This is a genomic window from Kaistia dalseonensis (assembly GCF_030814715.1).
Classification (GTDB): Bacteria; Pseudomonadota; Alphaproteobacteria; order Rhizobiales; family Kaistiaceae; genus Kaistia; species Kaistia dalseonensis.
Genome location: NZ_JAUSVO010000005.1, coordinates 263,301 through 279,426, shown reverse-complemented (window position 1 = coordinate 279,426; position 16,126 = coordinate 263,301). Strand labels below are relative to the sequence as shown.

Annotated in this window: 15 protein-coding genes; 4 read left to right on the top strand and 11 right to left on the bottom strand. The window is 66.8% G+C overall.

Going from position 1 to position 16,126, the window contains the following annotated elements; all coding sequences use genetic code 11:
• Positions 1-34: 34 nt before the first annotated feature.
• From QO014_RS18480 to QO014_RS18430, 11 genes are all read right to left on the bottom strand, one after another.
• Positions 35-994, bottom strand: coding sequence for a nucleoside hydrolase (locus QO014_RS18480; protein ID WP_266350215.1), 960 nt, complete (start codon positions 992-994; stop codon positions 35-37).
• A 7-nt stretch (positions 995-1,001) separates the two neighbouring features.
• A complete protein-coding gene (locus tag QO014_RS18475) occupies positions 1,002-1,787 on the bottom strand; it encodes an SDR family oxidoreductase (RefSeq protein ID WP_266350214.1) in 786 nt (261 codons plus the stop codon).
• 292 nt (positions 1,788-2,079) lie between these two features.
• The gene (locus QO014_RS18470; RefSeq protein WP_266350213.1) at positions 2,080-3,474 is read right to left on the bottom strand and encodes an FAD/NAD(P)-dependent oxidoreductase; all 1,395 of its coding nucleotides are present in this window, start codon (positions 3,472-3,474) and stop codon (positions 2,080-2,082) included.
• Positions 3,471-3,719: a (2Fe-2S)-binding protein gene (locus QO014_RS18465; protein ID WP_266350212.1), complete on the bottom strand. Its 249-nt coding sequence runs from the start codon at positions 3,717-3,719 to the stop codon at positions 3,471-3,473. The genes QO014_RS18470 and QO014_RS18465 overlap by 4 nt, the downstream gene beginning before the upstream one ends.
• Entirely contained in the window at positions 3,716-4,864 is a 1,149-nt protein-coding gene (locus tag QO014_RS18460; protein ID WP_266350211.1) for an NAD(P)/FAD-dependent oxidoreductase, read from the bottom strand. Before QO014_RS18460 ends, QO014_RS18465 begins: the two co-directional genes overlap by 4 nt.
• Positions 4,858-5,802 carry an ABC transporter substrate-binding protein gene (locus QO014_RS18455; protein WP_266350210.1) on the bottom strand — a complete coding sequence of 315 codons (945 nt, stop codon included), beginning with the start codon at positions 5,800-5,802 and terminating at the stop codon, positions 4,858-4,860. The genes QO014_RS18460 and QO014_RS18455 overlap by 7 nt, the downstream gene beginning before the upstream one ends.
• Complete coding sequence (locus tag QO014_RS18450) at positions 5,799-7,298, bottom strand: aldehyde dehydrogenase family protein (protein WP_266350209.1); 1,500 nt, start codon at positions 7,296-7,298, stop codon at positions 5,799-5,801. Before QO014_RS18450 ends, QO014_RS18455 begins: the two co-directional genes overlap by 4 nt.
• 285 nt (positions 7,299-7,583) lie before the next feature.
• Entirely contained in the window at positions 7,584-8,888 is a 1,305-nt protein-coding gene (locus tag QO014_RS18445; protein WP_266350208.1) for an LLM class flavin-dependent oxidoreductase, read from the bottom strand.
• The gene (locus QO014_RS18440) at positions 8,885-9,829 is read right to left on the bottom strand and encodes a nucleoside hydrolase (RefSeq protein WP_266350207.1); all 945 of its coding nucleotides are present in this window, start codon (positions 9,827-9,829) and stop codon (positions 8,885-8,887) included. Before QO014_RS18440 ends, QO014_RS18445 begins: the two co-directional genes overlap by 4 nt.
• Positions 9,830-10,006: 177 nt before the next feature.
• Positions 10,007-10,990 (bottom strand): cupin domain-containing protein, encoded by a 984-nt coding sequence (locus tag QO014_RS18435; RefSeq protein ID WP_266350206.1) that lies wholly within the window; start codon positions 10,988-10,990, stop codon positions 10,007-10,009.
• 17 nt (positions 10,991-11,007) lie between these two features.
• Positions 11,008-12,408, bottom strand: a complete 1,401-nt coding sequence (locus QO014_RS18430; protein WP_266350205.1) for an amidase — start codon at positions 12,406-12,408, stop codon at positions 11,008-11,010.
• Between the two features lie 232 nt (positions 12,409-12,640).
• On the opposite strand from QO014_RS18430, the gene QO014_RS18425 reads away from it, so the two are divergent.
• The 4 genes from QO014_RS18425 (at position 12,641) to QO014_RS18410 (ending at position 16,124) form a co-directional block, all read left to right on the top strand.
• Positions 12,641-13,651, top strand: a complete 1,011-nt coding sequence (locus QO014_RS18425) for an ABC transporter substrate-binding protein (protein ID WP_266350204.1) — start codon at positions 12,641-12,643, stop codon at positions 13,649-13,651.
• A gap of 141 nt (positions 13,652-13,792) precedes the next feature.
• Complete coding sequence (locus tag QO014_RS18420) at positions 13,793-14,623, top strand: ABC transporter ATP-binding protein (RefSeq protein ID WP_266350203.1); 831 nt, start codon at positions 13,793-13,795, stop codon at positions 14,621-14,623.
• Positions 14,620-15,384: an ABC transporter permease gene (locus tag QO014_RS18415; RefSeq protein ID WP_266350202.1), complete on the top strand. Its 765-nt coding sequence runs from the start codon at positions 14,620-14,622 to the stop codon at positions 15,382-15,384. The genes QO014_RS18420 and QO014_RS18415 overlap by 4 nt, the downstream gene beginning before the upstream one ends.
• Positions 15,369-16,124 carry an ABC transporter permease gene (locus QO014_RS18410; protein ID WP_266350201.1) on the top strand — a complete coding sequence of 252 codons (756 nt, stop codon included), beginning with the start codon at positions 15,369-15,371 and terminating at the stop codon, positions 16,122-16,124. The genes QO014_RS18415 and QO014_RS18410 overlap by 16 nt, the downstream gene beginning before the upstream one ends.
• Positions 16,125-16,126: the final 2 nt, after the last annotated feature.

Genomic DNA, 16,126 nt, shown 5'->3' with positions numbered 1-16,126 from the left:
CCGAAGCGTGACGTCGCGCCCGGTCGGCTGGAGCCTATCGGAGCGCGTCGACCAGCATCGCACCGAAGCGGGCGGTGTCGGCTTCCCGCACGACGCGGCAATTGGGCTTGCCCGATGGCCAGAGCGGGTCTGCGATCGCGTCGAGGCCCTGGTTGGGCACGCAGAGGCTCGAATAGCCACGCGTCAGCTCGCCCTGCGTCTCGACATCGAGCAGGCAGTCTGCGCTGTCGAGGATCAGGCTCTCGTCGATCGCCAGCGCGCAGGTGAGCGAGTCCGGGTGCGTACTGAGTGGCCTTCCATAGCGGATGCGCGTGCGCTCGAACGGCGCCTCGCTGATCCGCATGAAGAAGCGCGCAAGCGGCGTGTCCATGGCAGCGATTTCGGCGAGGACCTCGTCCGGCAGCGTTCCGGATTTCAGCGTCAGCGTCCAGGTCGAGAGCGTCAGATTGAAGCCGGCTTTGGCGACGATCTTCGCGGCTTCCGGGTCGACATAGAAGTTGAATTCGGAGGCCGGCGTCGTATTGCCGATCGAATTGTCCATCCCGCCCATCACCCAGAGATGGCGCGTGGCCGTGGCGATCCGCGGCTCCTTCACCCAGGCGGCGGCGATATTGGTGAGCGGCGCCTGCGCGAGAATGTCGATCTCGCCCGGATGGCTCATCACGAGATCGATGATCGCATCGACCGCGTGCTTCGGGTCCGGACGCTGTGCCGCCTTGGGATAGTTCGCATCGCTCATGCCGTCGGCGCCGAAGAACTCGGTGGCGTCGACGGGCTTGCGGATCATCGGCAGTGGACAGCCGGGATGGACCGGGACGCGGCCGCCGGCGCCCGCGATCTCCAGCGTGTAGAGCGCGTTCTCGATCTGCTGTGCAAAATCGACATTGCCGTTGCAGATCGTGATCGCCTCCAGCTTCACCGCCGGGTTCCTGAGCGCGAGCAGGATCGAGAAGCAGTCGTCGCCGGCCGTGTCCGTGTCGATGATCAGCCGCATGACGGGCTCAGATGATCGAGCGGCGCGAGGCAATGCCGCCATCGACGGTCATGATCGTGCCCGAGGTGTAGCCCGAACGGTAGGAGGCGAGGAATACGATCAGGTCGGTGATCTCGTGCACATGGGCCGGCCGGCCGAGCGGATAGGTGCTCGCCAGTTCCTCGAAGCGGGATTCCTCGCCATAGAGGTCCTTGGCGCGCTTCTTCAGCATGTTGAAGATGCGGTCGGTGTTGACCGGGCCGGGATTGACGCCGACGACGCGGATATTGTCGTCGAGGCTGGAACCGCCGAGCGCGCGGGTGAAGTGCATCAGGCTGGCATTGCCGACGGCGCCGGCGATGTAGCGCGGGTCCGTCACCTCGCCGCCATTGCCGATATTGTTGATGATGACGCCGCCGCCGGCCGCCTTCATGCGCGGATAATAGAGCCGGCAGAGATTGATGTAGCCGAACACCTTCAGTTCCCAGCCGGCGCGCCACTTGGCTTCGTCGATGTCGAACAGCGAGCCCGAGGGAATGACGCCGGCATTGTTGACGAGAATGTCGACATCGCCGACCTCGTCGATCAGCGTCTCGGGCGCGCCCGGCACGGTCAGGTCGAGCGGCACCAGCTTGATCGGCAGGTCGGGGTAATCAGCCTCGATATCGGCCTTCACCGCTTCGAGCTTCTCGGTGTTGCGGGCGGTGAGCGCGAGATGGCAGCCCTCCTCGGCGAAGGCCCGCGCCAGCCCGGCGCCGATCCCCTGCGATGCGCCGGTGATGAGAACCGTCTTGCCGGTCAAACGCAGATCCATGGAAAGTCTCCTGTGGTGGTGTGTTGGTGTGGCGGGTCCTTCCTTCGCCTCCACCCTCGCGGGGGAGGTGGGGGGAGACCCAGCTGTCCGGTTGCGCAATCGTCGACGCCCCGCTCGTCGCCCGGCAGGGCGGGCGTTTGGTTGACATCGTCGTTGGCCGCGGGTGCGTCCCCTCTCCCGCGAAGCGGGGGAGGGTTAGGGAGGGGGCGAGCTGCCGAAGCCTGCGTGGTGGAACACCCTTGCTTCTCCCTCCCAATAAAGGGGAGGGGACAAGGAAGATTGGCCGGCCGACTCACGCTTCCACCTCCCGCGTCGCTTCCAGAACGACCGAGAGAGGGACGGGGCGGAGCGGGATGCGGGGGGCGTTGAAGCCGGCGGCCTCCGGTGTCGTGCTGGTGATCCGCGCGGCGATTTCGGCGATGCCCCAGCCGCAGACGCGGCCCTGGCAGCGGCCCATGCCGGCGCGCGTCCACATCTTGGCGCCCGAAACGGCCTGCGTTCCCGCATCGAGAGCGGCGGCGACATCGCGCTTCGTCACTTCCTCGCAGCGGCAGAGCACCGTGTCGTCCTGCGCGAGATCGGCGAGGCTTTCGGGCGGCGCATAGAGCCGGCCGAGGCCATAGGCGAAGCGCCGCGCGGGCATGAGTTTCGCAACGGCCTCCGCCTGCGCGGCGGCGGGGTCTGAACCAATGAAGCCGAGATCGGCGGCGGCGGCGAGGCCGGCGAGGCGGCCGGAGAGGCGCGCGGGCACCGAACCGGCAATGCCGGTCACTTCGCCAGCGGCATAGACGTGTTCGACCGATGTCCTGCCGCTCTTCGGATCGGTGGCGCAGAACCAGCCGCCTTGCGCGCGGTCATACTCATGCCGGCAGCGCAGCAGCGCCGTCACCTCGATCATCGGCCGGAAGCCCCAGCCGACCAGTAGCGCGTCGATGCCGGCGATCACCTCGGCGTCGTCATGCGCGATCACGCCATTGGTCGCGATCGGAGCGATGCGGACGGCGGTGACGCGCTCCGTGCCGAGCGCTTCGGTCACGATCCAGCCCGCGCGGCGGTCGGGTATGGCGCGCGCCGTGGCGAGCAGTCGCGCTGCCTCGCGCCAGCGCGCGGGATGGCGCGCCATATGGGCGAGGATGCCGGCATTGGTGCGCTTCGCCTCAATGAGCGCGATCGGCGGTTTGCCGATCTTGGCCAACGTCTCGGCGACGGCGAGCAGGAACGGACCGCTGCCGGCCAGCACGACGCGGTCGCCGGCGCTCATTCCGCCGAGCTTGGCGAGCCGCTGGCCGGCGCCGGGCGTCATCACGCCGGGCAGCGTCCAGCCGGGAAAGGGCATGACGCGATCATGCGCGCCGCTCGCCACGATGATCGCGCGCGGCACGATCTCGAACGGCCCATCCGGCCCGTTGGCGCCGATCTTCAGATCGGGAAACACGGTCCAGACTTCGGCGCCGGAATGGATGGTGACGCCGGCGGCGCGAATGGTCGCGATCGCGTCGCGGCCCTCGCTCACCTGATCGGAGAGCGGCGGGGCGCCGGTCGGGTCCTGCATCCAGTATTGGCCGCCGGGCAGGAAGCCGGCATCGATGATGTCGACCCTGGCGCCGGCCTTGGCGGCTGCGAGCGCCGCCGAGAGTCCGGCCGGGCCGCCGCCGATGATGGCGATATCGGTCTTGAAAACCTTCATGACCGCCTCGTCTCGACGCGCATGCCGTCGCGGACCGGCGTGACGCAGGCGCGGACATTGGCCCGGCCGTCGATCGTCACGAGGCAATCGAAGCAGACGCCCATGCCGCAGAAGAGGCCGCGCGGCGCATGGCTCTTCGGCGTCTCGCGCAGCACGGCGTTGGTCTCGCGATGCAGGATCGCGCCGAGTGGCCGCCCGGCTTCGGCCGTGACGGCGCGTCCATCGATGTGGATCACGATCGTCATGCCGCCTGCCTCCGCTCGAAGCGGGCGGGATCGTAGAGATCGGTGCGGAAGGGCGAGGGCCGGCCCTCGATCTGGTCGGCGATGATCCGTCCCATGCCGACCGACCGGCAGAAGCCCACCCCGCCATCGCCCGCCGCAATATAGAGGCCGTCGGGGCCGACCGGGCCGGTGAGAAAACGATCGTCCGGCGTCACCGCCTCATAGCGCACCCAGGAGCGCAGCAGCTCGATCTCGGCGAAGCTCGGAAAAAGGAACAGCAGCGTCTCGACCGAATCGCGGATGAAGGCGCGATCAACCTCCGGCACGGCATCCGGGCTGCCATGCGCCGTCACGCCACCTTCGAGGACGGTATTGAACAGGATCTGCCCGCTCATCGCCTGCTGGATCTGGGTATAGCCAGCATCGACGCCACCCTCGGCCTTGCAGGCGCCAACGACGGTGCGGATCGAGCGCGGTTGTGAGACTGTGGCAAGGCATTGCGCCTTGCGCGGCACGATCGGGAGATCGACGCCGGCGGTCGCGGCGAGCTTCGCCGTCCAGGGCCCGCCCGCGATCACGACATGATCGCCATCGATCGGCCCCGCGCTGGTCTCGACGCCGATGACGCGATCGCCCTTGAGGCGCAGCTTCGTCGCCGGCGCGCGGCTGGTGAGTCTTACGCCCTGCGCCTGTGCGGTTTCGAGCAGCATGCGCACGGCGAGGAAGGGGTTCACGACCGCCGAATTGGGCGACCAGGTCGCGGAATGGATCGGCCCGGTCAAAAGCGGCTCGATCCGGCGCACCTCGGCCGGATCGAGCAGTTCGGGCGCGAGGCCGGCGTTCCGCTCGACATCGATCCAGTGCCGCGCCGAATTCAGCTCGCTCTCCTGCTTCAGGAACCGGAGCTGGCCGCAGCGGTCATATTCGAAGGTCGGCGTGTGCGCGTCGAAAGCGGCCCATTCATCGCAGCACCATTTGAGGAACGGCAGTTCCTCCTCGTCGTTCATATGCGTGCCGATGCAGGCGAGGCTGGCGCCGGACACGGCGCCGCCGGGCAGGCCCTGCTCGACGACGTGCACGCTACGGCCGGTCCGGCTCAGCGCCTCCGCGACCGCCGCGCCGACCACGCCGGCGCCGACGACGATGACATCCGCGCCCGCTACCACGATCGGCCCCGGACTGCCTCGGGGGCCGCGCGCCAGAAGCGATCGTCGACGAGGCCGGCCGCGTCACCAACGGCGTGACCCTCGACCTCGCTCATGGCGATCAGCGCCTGCGTCACGTGCCTGGGGTCGGGGAAGCCGAGGCCTTCGGTCAGCGTCGCGCCGGTGAGCGACAGAGCGCGGATGTCGCCAAGCTGGCCCTCATGCTCGAGCCGGCTCATATCGGGGCGGAGCTTGCTGCAAAGCTCGATCGCGGCGTCGAGTTCGTGGAACGCCTTGGTCCAGCCGGTCAGCACCGCGTCGATCACGGCCTGCGTCTCGGCCGGATGGGCGGCGACCCAGTCGCGCCGGGCGATCAGACCGTCCTTCAACAGCGAGGCGTCGTAATCGGCCGCCTTGAACAGTACGAAATCGTCGAGCGAGCCGCTCGCGTGCTCCAGATGATGGATCTCGTGATAGGTCGTCATCTGCGCGCAATCGACCGAGCGGTCGAGCATGGCCGCAACGGTATCGCCAACCGGCACGCGCTCATAGGCATCGACGGAAAGGCCGGCGCGATGCAGCATCCAGGTCAGCTCGAGATCCTCGCGCCCCGGCCAGACGCCGAGCTTGTGGCCGGCGAGATCGGTCGGCTTCTCGATGCCGGCGCTCCTCCGCGCGGGATAGACGAGCGAGCTCGTCTGCTGGATCGCGGCGAGGAAGACGAGTTCGTCGGCGCGGCCCGATTCCAGCATATGCGACGGGCTCGCGACCGCGAAGGTGACGTCGCCATCGAGCAGGGCCTGGATCGGCCCCTTGGCGAAATCGAGCGGCACGCATTGGATGGCGAGGCCGGCATCGCGCGCCAGCGCCTCGTGCTCGGCAATCAGATAGCCGGCAAACTGCGCCTGCGGATGCCAGAGCAGCCGGATGCGGATCGTGGTCAAGGGGGCGTCGTTCATCCGTATCGCTTTCCACCGGCAAACCAGTCGTCGAAGCCGGTCGCCGTGCTCACCACGACGTTTCGCTTCCGCTGGTAGCTCTTGAGCGCGTCCCAGCCGTTTTCCGTGCCGTAGCCGCTATCGCCGAAACCGCCCCAGATCGAGCGCGGGTCGTTCTTGTGATGATCATTGACCCAGATCATGCCGGCGCGGACCTTGCCGGCCATGCGATGGGCGCGGGCGACATCGCGCGTCCAGATCGAGGCGCCGAGCGCATAGGGCGTGTCATTGGCGAGGTTCAGCGCCTCCGCCTCGTCGCGGAACGGTGTCACTGCGGCGATCGGCCCGAACACTTCCTCGCGGAAAAGCGTCATGCTCGCCGTCACATCGGCGAAGACGGTCGGCTGGACATAATTGCCGCTGGAGAAGGGAGCCGGCAGGACGGGCGTGCCGCCGCCGGCGACGAGCCGCGCCCCTTCGGCCTGCGCGCGCTCGATATGGGCGCGGCAGCGCGCCTGCGAGGCGGCCGAAATGACGGGGCCGACATCGGTCGCGACATCGGCGGGGTCGCCGACCTTCAACGCCTTGACGCGCCTGACGAAGGCTTCGAGGAACTCGTCATAGATCGCCTCGGCCACGATGAAGCGGCTGGCGGAGACGCAGGTCTGCCCGGCGGCGACGAAGGCGGCGAAGACCGCACCGGCCGCCGCTTCCTCGATGTTGCTGTCCTCGAAGATCACCACGGGCGTCTTGCCGCCGAGCTCCAGCGTGCAGGGCACGAGCCGCGCGGCCGCCGCTGCCGCGACGCGTTTTCCCGTCACAGTGCCGCCGGTCAGGTCGATATGGCGCACGGCCGGCGCGTCGCAGAGGAGGGCGCCGGTCGTGCCGTCGCCGGTCACGACATTGACGACGCCGGCGGGGAGCCCGGCCTCGGTGCACCATTGCGCGAACAGAAGCGGCGTCGCGGGTGCGAGTTCGGACGGCTTTATCACCACCGTATTGCCAGCGGCGAGTGCCGCCGCGAGCTTCTTGACCAGGATCAGGATCGGATGGTTCCACGGCGTCAGCAGCGCGCAGACGCCGTGCGGCTCATAGGCGGTGTAGGAGAGGAAGCCGCCGCGCAGGCGATTTGATTCCGCTTCCAGTCCTGCCGCTATGCCGCCGAAATAATCGAGCCATTCGGGAATGCGGCCCATCTGCGCCCGCATCTCGCGGATCGGGCGACCGGTGATGGCCGCTTCCATGGTGGCGAGATCGCCCATGCGGGCGCGCACGATGTCGGCCACGGCGCGCAGATGCCGCCCGCGATCGAGCGCATCCATTGCCGCCCAGGCCGGACCGGCAGCCTCCGCCGCCGCCACGGCTGCCTCGACGTCCTCGGCATTGGCTATGGGCACGGCGCCATAGACCTCCTGCGTCGCCGGGCTGGCGACAGCGATCGAGCCGGAGCCCTTCGCGACCTGCCATGTGCCGCCATAATAGAGCCGGTTGCCGCTCCAGAGGGGTTGGTCAGACATGGGACCTCCGGGTCAACAGTGTGGTCGCGGCGCAGTAAGGTGAGGCGCGACGGATGATGCAGTCTCCGCTTAACCCGCCCCTTGCGGGCGGGTCAAAACCGCGTAGCGGTTTTGGGGCGGGGTCGGGTTGGTGCGCCCTGCCGCCGGCCCGGCAGGATAAGGACAAGCTGGCGAAAGAACGCCTCGGCTTCGCCAAGGCTAACCCCGCCCCGAAAACGCGAGGGCGTTTTCGACCCGTCCGCAAGGGGCGGGTTAAGGAAGGCGCACGCCAAGAGCGGCTCGTGCTCATCCCGCCCACTCCCCGACCGCCGGCCGCGTGAGGCCGAGATGGTCGCGCAGCGTCGTGCCTTCGTATTCGGTGCGGAACAGGCCGCGCTCCTGCAGGATCGGCACGACGAGGTCGACGAAATCGTTGAAGCCGTCCGGGAAATAGGGCGGCATGACGTTGAAGCCGTCGGCGGCGCCGTTCTCGAACCAGTATTGCAGCGTATCGGCGATCATCTCGGCCGAACCGCACAGCACCCAATGGCCACGCGCCGCCGCCGTCAGATTATAGATGTCGCGCAAGGTGAGGTTTTCGCGGCGCGCCTTGGCGATCATCACGCTGGTGAAGGAGTGGTAGGTGTCGGGAAACTGGATGTCCGGCACCGGGCCGTCGAGATCATAGGCGCTCATATCGGTGCCGAAGCGTTCCGAGAGCATGGTGAGCGCATTGGTCGTCGAGACGAAGCCCTGCAATGTCGCGAGCTTGTCGAACGCCTCGCGCTCCGTGCGGCCGACGACGGGCATGAAGCCGGGCAGCACCGTCACGTCCTCGGGCCGGCGGCCGAACTGGGCGAGCTGGGCCTTGAAGCCGGCATATTGCTTCGCCGCCTCGTCGAAATCCTGCACCACGGAGAAGATCACGTCGGCCGTGCGTGCCGCCAGGCGTTGGCCGGGCGCGGAGCCGCCGGCCTGCAGGATGACCGGCTGGCCCTGTGGCGAACGGCCGATATTGACCGGGCCCTTGACCTGGAAGAACGCGCCCTCATGGTTCAGCGGGCGCACCTTGGCGGGATCGATATAGAGCCCGGTCTCGCGGTTCGCGACCAGCGCGTCATCGTCCCAGCAATCCCAGAGCCCGCGCACCACGCCGACGAATTCCTCGGCGATCGCATAGCGCTGGCTGTGGTCGGGATGGTCGCGGCCGAAATTCGCCGCCGTGACGGCATTCGCGGTCGTGACTGCGTTCCAGGCCGCGCGGCCCTTGGAGATATGGTCGAGCGAGGCGAAGGCGCGCGCCGTCGAGAACGGGTCGCCATAGGTCGTCGAGGCCGTCGCGCCGAGGCCGATATGGCTGGTCGATTGCGAGAGCGCCGCCAGCATCGTCAGCGGTTCGAGGCGCAGCGTATAGGAGGGGTGCGCGGCCGGATCGGCATAGAGATTGTCGCCCATGAAGATCAGGTCGAACTTGCCGCGCTCGGCGGCGGCGCCGATCTCCTTGATCTGGTCGAAATTCTGGAAGCTGTCGAAGGCGCCGGGATAGCGCCAGCCGGCAATATGGCTACCGGTGCCCATGATGAAGAGGCCGAAATGGATCTGACGCTTCATGCGAGCACCGACATCATCATATTGGCGAAACCCTTGGTGTCGGCGGTGCGCACGATGCGCGCATTGGCGTCGCGATCGGGCCAGCGCTCGACGAGGCGGGCGGGATAGACGCTCGAATGGCCGCGCGAGAGATCGCCGCCGACCTCGACATCGACCACCACAGCGGCGCTTTCGAGAATCAGGCTTTCATCGATCGCCATGGCGCAAGTGAGCGAATCCGGATGGGTCGAGATCGTCTCGCCATAGCGCTCGAACGCGACGCGGCGCGGCGTCTCCGTCACCTGCATGTAGAAGCGCGAGAGCGGCGTATCGAGCTTTTCGATCGCGTCCACGGTCGCCGCGTCGAACGAGCCGGATTTCAGCGTCAGCGTCCAGGTCGAGAGCGTGATGTTGAAGCCGGCGCCGAGCACGATCTTGGCCGCTTCGGGATCGACGAAGAAGTTGAACTCGGCCATCGGCGTGATGTTGCCGAAGGCGTGGTCGGTGCCGCCCATGATCCAGAGATGCTTGAGCGCCTTGGCGATCTTCGGCTCCTTCAGGAAGGCGAGCGCGATATTGGTCAGCGGCGCCTGCGCGATGATCGAGATCTCGCCGGGATTTGCCATGACGAGATCGATGATAGCGTCGATCGCGTGTTTCGACTCCGGCCGCTGCTTCGCCGGCTCGAACTGCCGCTCGCTCATGCCGTTCGAGCCGTGGAAGCTCGCCGCCTGCCAGCGCCCCATCAGCGGCCGCGCGCTGCCGAGATAGACCGGAACCTCGCCGCCGCGCCCGGTCACTTCGATCGTGTGCAGCGCATTCTCGACCTGCTGGTCGAAATCGACATTGCCATTGCAGATCGTCACGGCCTCGAGCTTCGCCTTCGGGTGAAGCAGGCCGAGCAGCAGGGAAAAGCAGTCGTCGCCGGCGGTGTCGGTGTCGATGATCAGGCGGGTGGTCATGGAGGGAACTCGATGTGGGCTATCGGATGGATGGTGCCAACCAGAACGCCGTCATCCCGGGCTTGACCCGGGATCCATTCAGCCGATGTCCGCTGGTGGCTGAATGGGTCCCCGCTTTCGCGGGGATGACGACGTTTTGCATGGTGGCAACGATCGAAGCGGACTTACGCGCCGGCGTCACTCCAGGAACGTGAAACCCATGGTGCGGGCGTGATAATAGAGCCCGCCATCCTGCACGATCAGGAACATGGCGCGCTCGTCGCTGTCATTATGGTGCGAATGCGGATCGGTCGCCGGCGTCACCAGCGTGGCGAAGGGCGACCAGTCGCAGCGCTTCCCGCCCACCATCGAATAGCAATGCTCGCCCTTGAGGATCAGGGTGATCGCCGCCGAATTATGCCGGTGCGCGCGCTGCTGCTCGCCGGCCGGAACGGTGTTCAATGAGAGCGTCAGCGTCGGCAGGATGTTGCGGCTCTTCTCCTGCTCCTCGGAGGAGAAGATCAGCGCGATGCCCGATGTGGTGGCGTTCTGGGAGGCCTGCACGACCTTCTGCAACTGCGTGGCGATTTCGGCCGCCGGATAGTGCACGGCCTTGACCGGCGCGTGGTCGCTATCAGCCGGACGCAGGCTGTCGAAGGCGAGCTGCGGCTCGTTGGTGACGACCCAGAGCACCGCACCCTCGGCGCCGGCGGTGAGGATGGTCGGAGTGCCGCCCGGCGCGAGGAAGACGTCGCCCGCGCCCCATGCGAAGGCTTCGGCGCCGATCGTCGCCGCGCCCGCGCCCTTGATCACGTACCAGATCGCACCGGTCGCGACGAAATCCGCCGTAAGCCGGTCGTTCGGCGCAATCGATGCATAGCGCGCGAGCATCAGAGGCGTCGTTGCCGTGAAGGGCGCGCCGATCGCGGCGGACTGGTCGCAAGGGAAGAACCCGGTCATTGTGGCGCCGAAGGCGGCCGCGATCTCGTCGGTGAAGCCCGCCGCCGGAACTGGCGGCAGCTTGACGTTGAAGGCATTGCCGGAATTGAAGAAGCGCGCCCGCGCCTCGGCGGACCCGGCCGGATGGGCGGGAAGCTGCACCGGCATCTCGGCCATATCGATTGTCCTGGCAGTATCAGCTGTCTTGGCCGTATCGATCGTCTTGGCGATGACCTCGGTCATGGCATTCTCCTTTGAAATCAGAGCGTCGGCCGGCGGTTGTGCCAGGAGGTCGCGCTTTGATAGGCATGGGCGGCGCGGCAGAGCAGGGCTTCGGCGAAGGGCTTGCCGACCAGCTGCAGGGCCATGGGGATGCCCTTGCTGGTCGCGCCGCATGGCGTGGTGATGGTCGGATAGCCGCAGACGTCGAACGGCGCATTGAAGGGGCCGACGGCGAGGATACCATCGGGATCGGGTCCGAGCGAAGCCATGTATTCGAGCGTCGGTCCGGCGACGGGCAGGGCGGGAACGAGGAAGAGGTCGATCTCCGCGAACATCAGCGCGACGCCGCCGTTGAAGGCGCGCCGCGACTTGAGCGCATCGCCCAGTTCGAGGCCGGTGATTTCGGCGCCGCGATCGAGCAGGGCCGCGAGGCGCGGGCCATATTCGGCCCGGCGCGACGGGAATGTGTCGCGGTGCGCGATCGCCGCCTCGACGGCGCATTGCGTGTGCCAGCCATAGAGGATCGCATCGGGATTGGGGAATTCGACGGCGACGAAACGTGCGCCGAGCCCTTCCAGGGTCTTCACGACGCCCTCGATCGAGGCGAGCACCTCGTCATTCGCCCGCGCACGCAGGAATGCCCAGTCGATGCCGATGGTGAGGCCGACGATGCCGTCCTCAATGCCGTCGAGATAGTCCGGCACCGGCAGCGGCGAGGCGGTGGGGTCTGCCGGATCGGCGCCGGCGATCAGCCCGAGCAGTACGGCGGCGTCCCTCGCCGAGCGCGCCATCGGCCCGACATGATCGAGCGATTCCGCGAGCGCCATCACGCCGTGCCGGCTGACGCGGCCCCAGGTCGGCTTGATCCCGACCAGGCCGCAGCAGGAGGAGGGCAGGCGGATCGAGCCGCCCGTATCGGAGCCGAGCGTGGCATAGGCGAGCCCCGACGTGACGGCGACGCCCGATCCGCTCGAGGAATTGCCGGTCCAGTGCGCAGCGCCGAAGGGGTTGATCGGCTCGGTGATGGTCGGATGGTGCTGGGCATAGACGCCCTCGGTCGCGGTGAGCTTGCCGAGCATGACCGCACCGGCATCGTTCAGCCGCTGCGTCGCCGTCGATTCATAAGGCGCCTGCCAGTCGTCATAGATCGAGGAGCCGAGGCCGGTCTTGATCTCGGTCGTGTAGAACACGTCCTTCACCGCCATCGGAATGCCGTGCAGGGGCCCGCGATAGCGACCGGCACGGATTTCGGCATCGGCCTTGCGGGCCCGCTCCCGCGCATGGTCGGAGGCGACCGTGATATAGGAGTGGAGACCGGCATCATGGCGCGCGATCCGCTCCATCATGAGCTCCGTCAGATCGATCGGCGACAGCGCGCCGCTCTGGATCTGAGGCGAGAGCGTCGTGAAGGGGGCGCTCCAGAGCTCGTCGTCAGCCATATCGGATCCTCGTCGAGATACGCGGCAACGCCTGCGTCGCCAAACACAATTATACAATAAACGACGTTTTGGATATTCCGTGCTCATATTCTGAGCGCGACGCGCTCGTTTTGTCGGCTTTGCATCCGGTCCTCGGCAAAATGGCGACGACTCCCCTTGATCCCGGTGCCGTGTGAAGGCTGGCATGTATATTGCTGATGCTCTTCTGCATACATCAACAGGAGTGTCGGGAATGAGGAAGAGTCTGATGCGTGGTGCCGGCGCGGCACTCGTCGCGGCGCTGACCCTTTGGGGCGCCACCCAGCCGGCCGGCGCCGCCGAGCCGGTTTCCGTCCGCCTGAAATGGCTGCCGCAGGCGCAGTTCGCCGGCATCTATGTCGCCAAGGCCAAGGGCTTCTATGAGGCCGGCGGCCTCGATGTCACCGTCAATCCGGGCGGCCCCAACATCAATGTCGAGACGCTCGTCGCCTCCGGCGCCGACACGTTCGGCATCGCCAGCGGTACGGAAGGCGTGCTCTATGCCCGCGAGAAGGGCCTGCCGCTCGTCTGCATCGGCATGTCGCAGCAGATGACGCCCTTCGCCTATGTCGCCTATACGGAATCGGGCATCAATTCCGTCAAGGATTTCAAGGGCAAGAAGGTCGCGACCTGGTTCACCGGCCCGCAATACACGCTCTTTTCCGTCCTCGCCCATGAAGGCCTCGCGCAGTCCGACCTGCAGGTCGTCTCGCAGCCCTTCTCGATGCAGCCCTTCATCGACAAGCAGTACGATGTCGCGACGGTCACGCTCTATAACGAGCTGAACACGCTGAAGGAGCAGGGCATCACCGATATCAAGCTGTTCCTGCCCGATGATTCCGGCGTGACGACGCAGCAGGATTCGATCGTCACCTCCGAGAAGATGATCAAGGAGAAGCCCGAGCAGGTTCAGGCCTTCCTCGATGCCACGCTGAAGGGCTGGAAATACGCCTTCGAGCACAAGGCCGAAGCGGTCGATATCGTGCTCGCCGCCGGCTCCGGCCTCGAGCGCAAGCACCAGGAGCTGATGCTCGACGAGATCGAGAAGCTGATGGTCGCCAAGCTCGGCACCACGGAAGGCCTCGGCGCCATCGACATGAAGTCGATCGCCGCCGTGCAGGACAGCCTCGTCGAATTCAAGGCGATGAAGGCCCCGGTCGACCTCGCCGCCGCGTTCGACACGACATTCTTCGCCAAGGTTCCGGCCGAAGACAAGAAGATGTGAGCGGGGCGCTGCCCCACACGTTCCGCCTCACATTCCGCCATCCCCGCGCCAGCGGGGATGGCGGGATCCATTCGCCGGCCACGGCACACTGACCGTCATTGCCGCGCCCGGCGCGACCGTGACGCGAACAAGGAGAATGCAGTGCTGGACAAGAGAGCAGAGGGCGCCTCCGGCCCCGCCCACCTCCAGCTCGTCAATGTCTGGAAGCGTTTCGGCGAGGGCGAGCGGCAGACGGTTGCCGTGCGCAATGTCGATCTCGCGATCCAGCCCGGCGAATTCGTGACGCTGATCGGCCCGTCCGGTTGCGGCAAGTCCACCCTGTTCAACATGATTGCCGGCCTGCTGCCGCCCGATCCCGACGGTTCGGTCGTCTTCAAGGGCCAGCCGCAGCAGGATGGCGCGCTGCTCGGCAAGATCGCCTTCATGCCGCAGCGCGACCTGCTCTTTCCCTGGCGCACCGTGCTCGACAATGCGACGCTCGCGCTCGAAGTCGAGGGCATGTCGAAGAAGGCCGCGCGGCAGAAGGCCGAGGCGCTCTTTCCGGAATTCGGGCTCAAGGGCTTCGAGAAGCACTATCCGCAGCAGCTTTCCGGCGGCATGCGCCAGCGCGTCGCGCTGATGCGCACCTTCCTGTTCGAGCGCGACCTGATCCTGCTCGACGAGCCCTTTGGCGCGCTCGATGCGCTGACGCGCAGCATGATGCAGCGCTGGCTGCTCGATATCTGGGCGAAGCACAAGCGCACTGTGCTCTTCATCACCCATGACATCGACGAGGCGATCTTCCTCGGCGACAAGGTCGTCGTCATGACGGCGCGGCCGGGCACGATCAAATGCGAGGAGACGATCACGCTGCCGCGCCCGCGCGACGCCTCGGTCGTCACCACGCAGGAATTCATGGCGATCAAGCGCAAGCTCCTCGCCATCGTCGAGGAAGAGAGCATGAAGACCTTCGCCGCCGCGGGGGCCGCATGAGCGGAAGCCCGAACGCGCTGCGACGTGTCCTCGCCAATCCCTTCGCGGCCATCGTGATCGTGGCGCTCGCATGGTGGATCGCGGTGCCGCTCTTCAAGATCGAGCCGCGCTTCCTGCCGCCGATTTCGGTCGTCTTCGCCGATGGAATGTCGGTCTGGCGCGATCTCGCGGCCGGCCTCTGGCGCACGCTGCTCGAGACGGTGCTCGGCTTTCTCGCCGGCGCGATCCTCGGCATCGCCTTCGGCGTCGGCTTCGCCTATCTGCGCTTCCTCGAACGCGCCTTCTTCCCGATCTTCGTGGCGCTGCAGACCGTGCCGGTCATCGCCTTCGGCGCGATCGTCGTGATCTGGTTCGGCAATACCATCATGGCGAAGGTCGTGATCGCGCTCTATCTCGCCTTCTTTCCCGTGGCGGTGAACACGCTGCGCGGGCTGGAGACGACCGATCCGCAGCGCATCGCATTGATGAAGAGCTTCGGCGCCTCGGGGCTGCAGCTCTTCCTGAAGCTCGCTCTGCCGACCGCGCTGCCCTCGATCATGATCGGTCTCAAGCTCGGTATTTCGTTGAGCCTTGCCGGCGCGATCGTCGGCGAATGGTTCGGCGATACGGTCGGGCTCGGCGTGATGCTGCTGCAATCGCTCTATTTCGAGCAGATTCCGCGCGTCTGGGTGCTGATCGTCGCCTGCGGCGCGCTCGGCACGGTTCTCTACGGCTTCCTGGCCCTGATCGAGAGGAGGTTCGTCTGGTGGCGTCCCGATTGAGCTTTCTCCGCTCCGCGCTTCCCGTCGCCGCCGCGCTGATCGGCCTGCTGCTGCTCTGGCAGCTCGGCGCGATGCTGTTCGACGTGCCGACCTATATCCTGCCGCGCCCCGGCGCGATCGTGGCGACCGCGATCGAGAAGGCCGGCCTGCTCGGCAGCGGGCTCTGGATCACCAGCGTCGAGGCCGTGCTCGGCTTTTTCGTCGGCACGCTGATCGGCCTTGCCGCGGCGGTCCTGATGATCCTGGCGCCACCGCTCGAAGTCGCGCTGATCCCGCTCGTCATCGTGATCAATTCCGTGCCCTCGATCGCCTTCGTGCCGCTGGTGCTGATCTGGTTCGGCCTCGGCATCGGCTCCAAGGTCGCCATCGGCGCGCTCGCGGTCTCCTTCGTCGTGCTCCTGAACGCGCTCGCCGGGCTGAAGCGGCCCGAAGCCGACGCGATCAACCTGATGCGCTCCTTCGGCGCTTCGCGGCTCGGCATATTGTGGCGGCTGCAGCTACCCGCCGCCATGCCGTCCATCGTCACCGGCCTGCGCGTCGGCCTCGCGCGGAGCACCATTGCGGTGATCGTGGCCGAGATGATGGGCGCCTATGCCGGGATCGGCCAGATCATCTATCAATCGACGGCCCAGGTGGACTATCTCACCGTCTGGGCCGCCGTCTTCGTCGCCTCGCTGGGCAGCCTCGTCCTCTATGGCGTCCTCGTCGCGATCGATCGCAAACTCGTATGGTGGAGATGAAT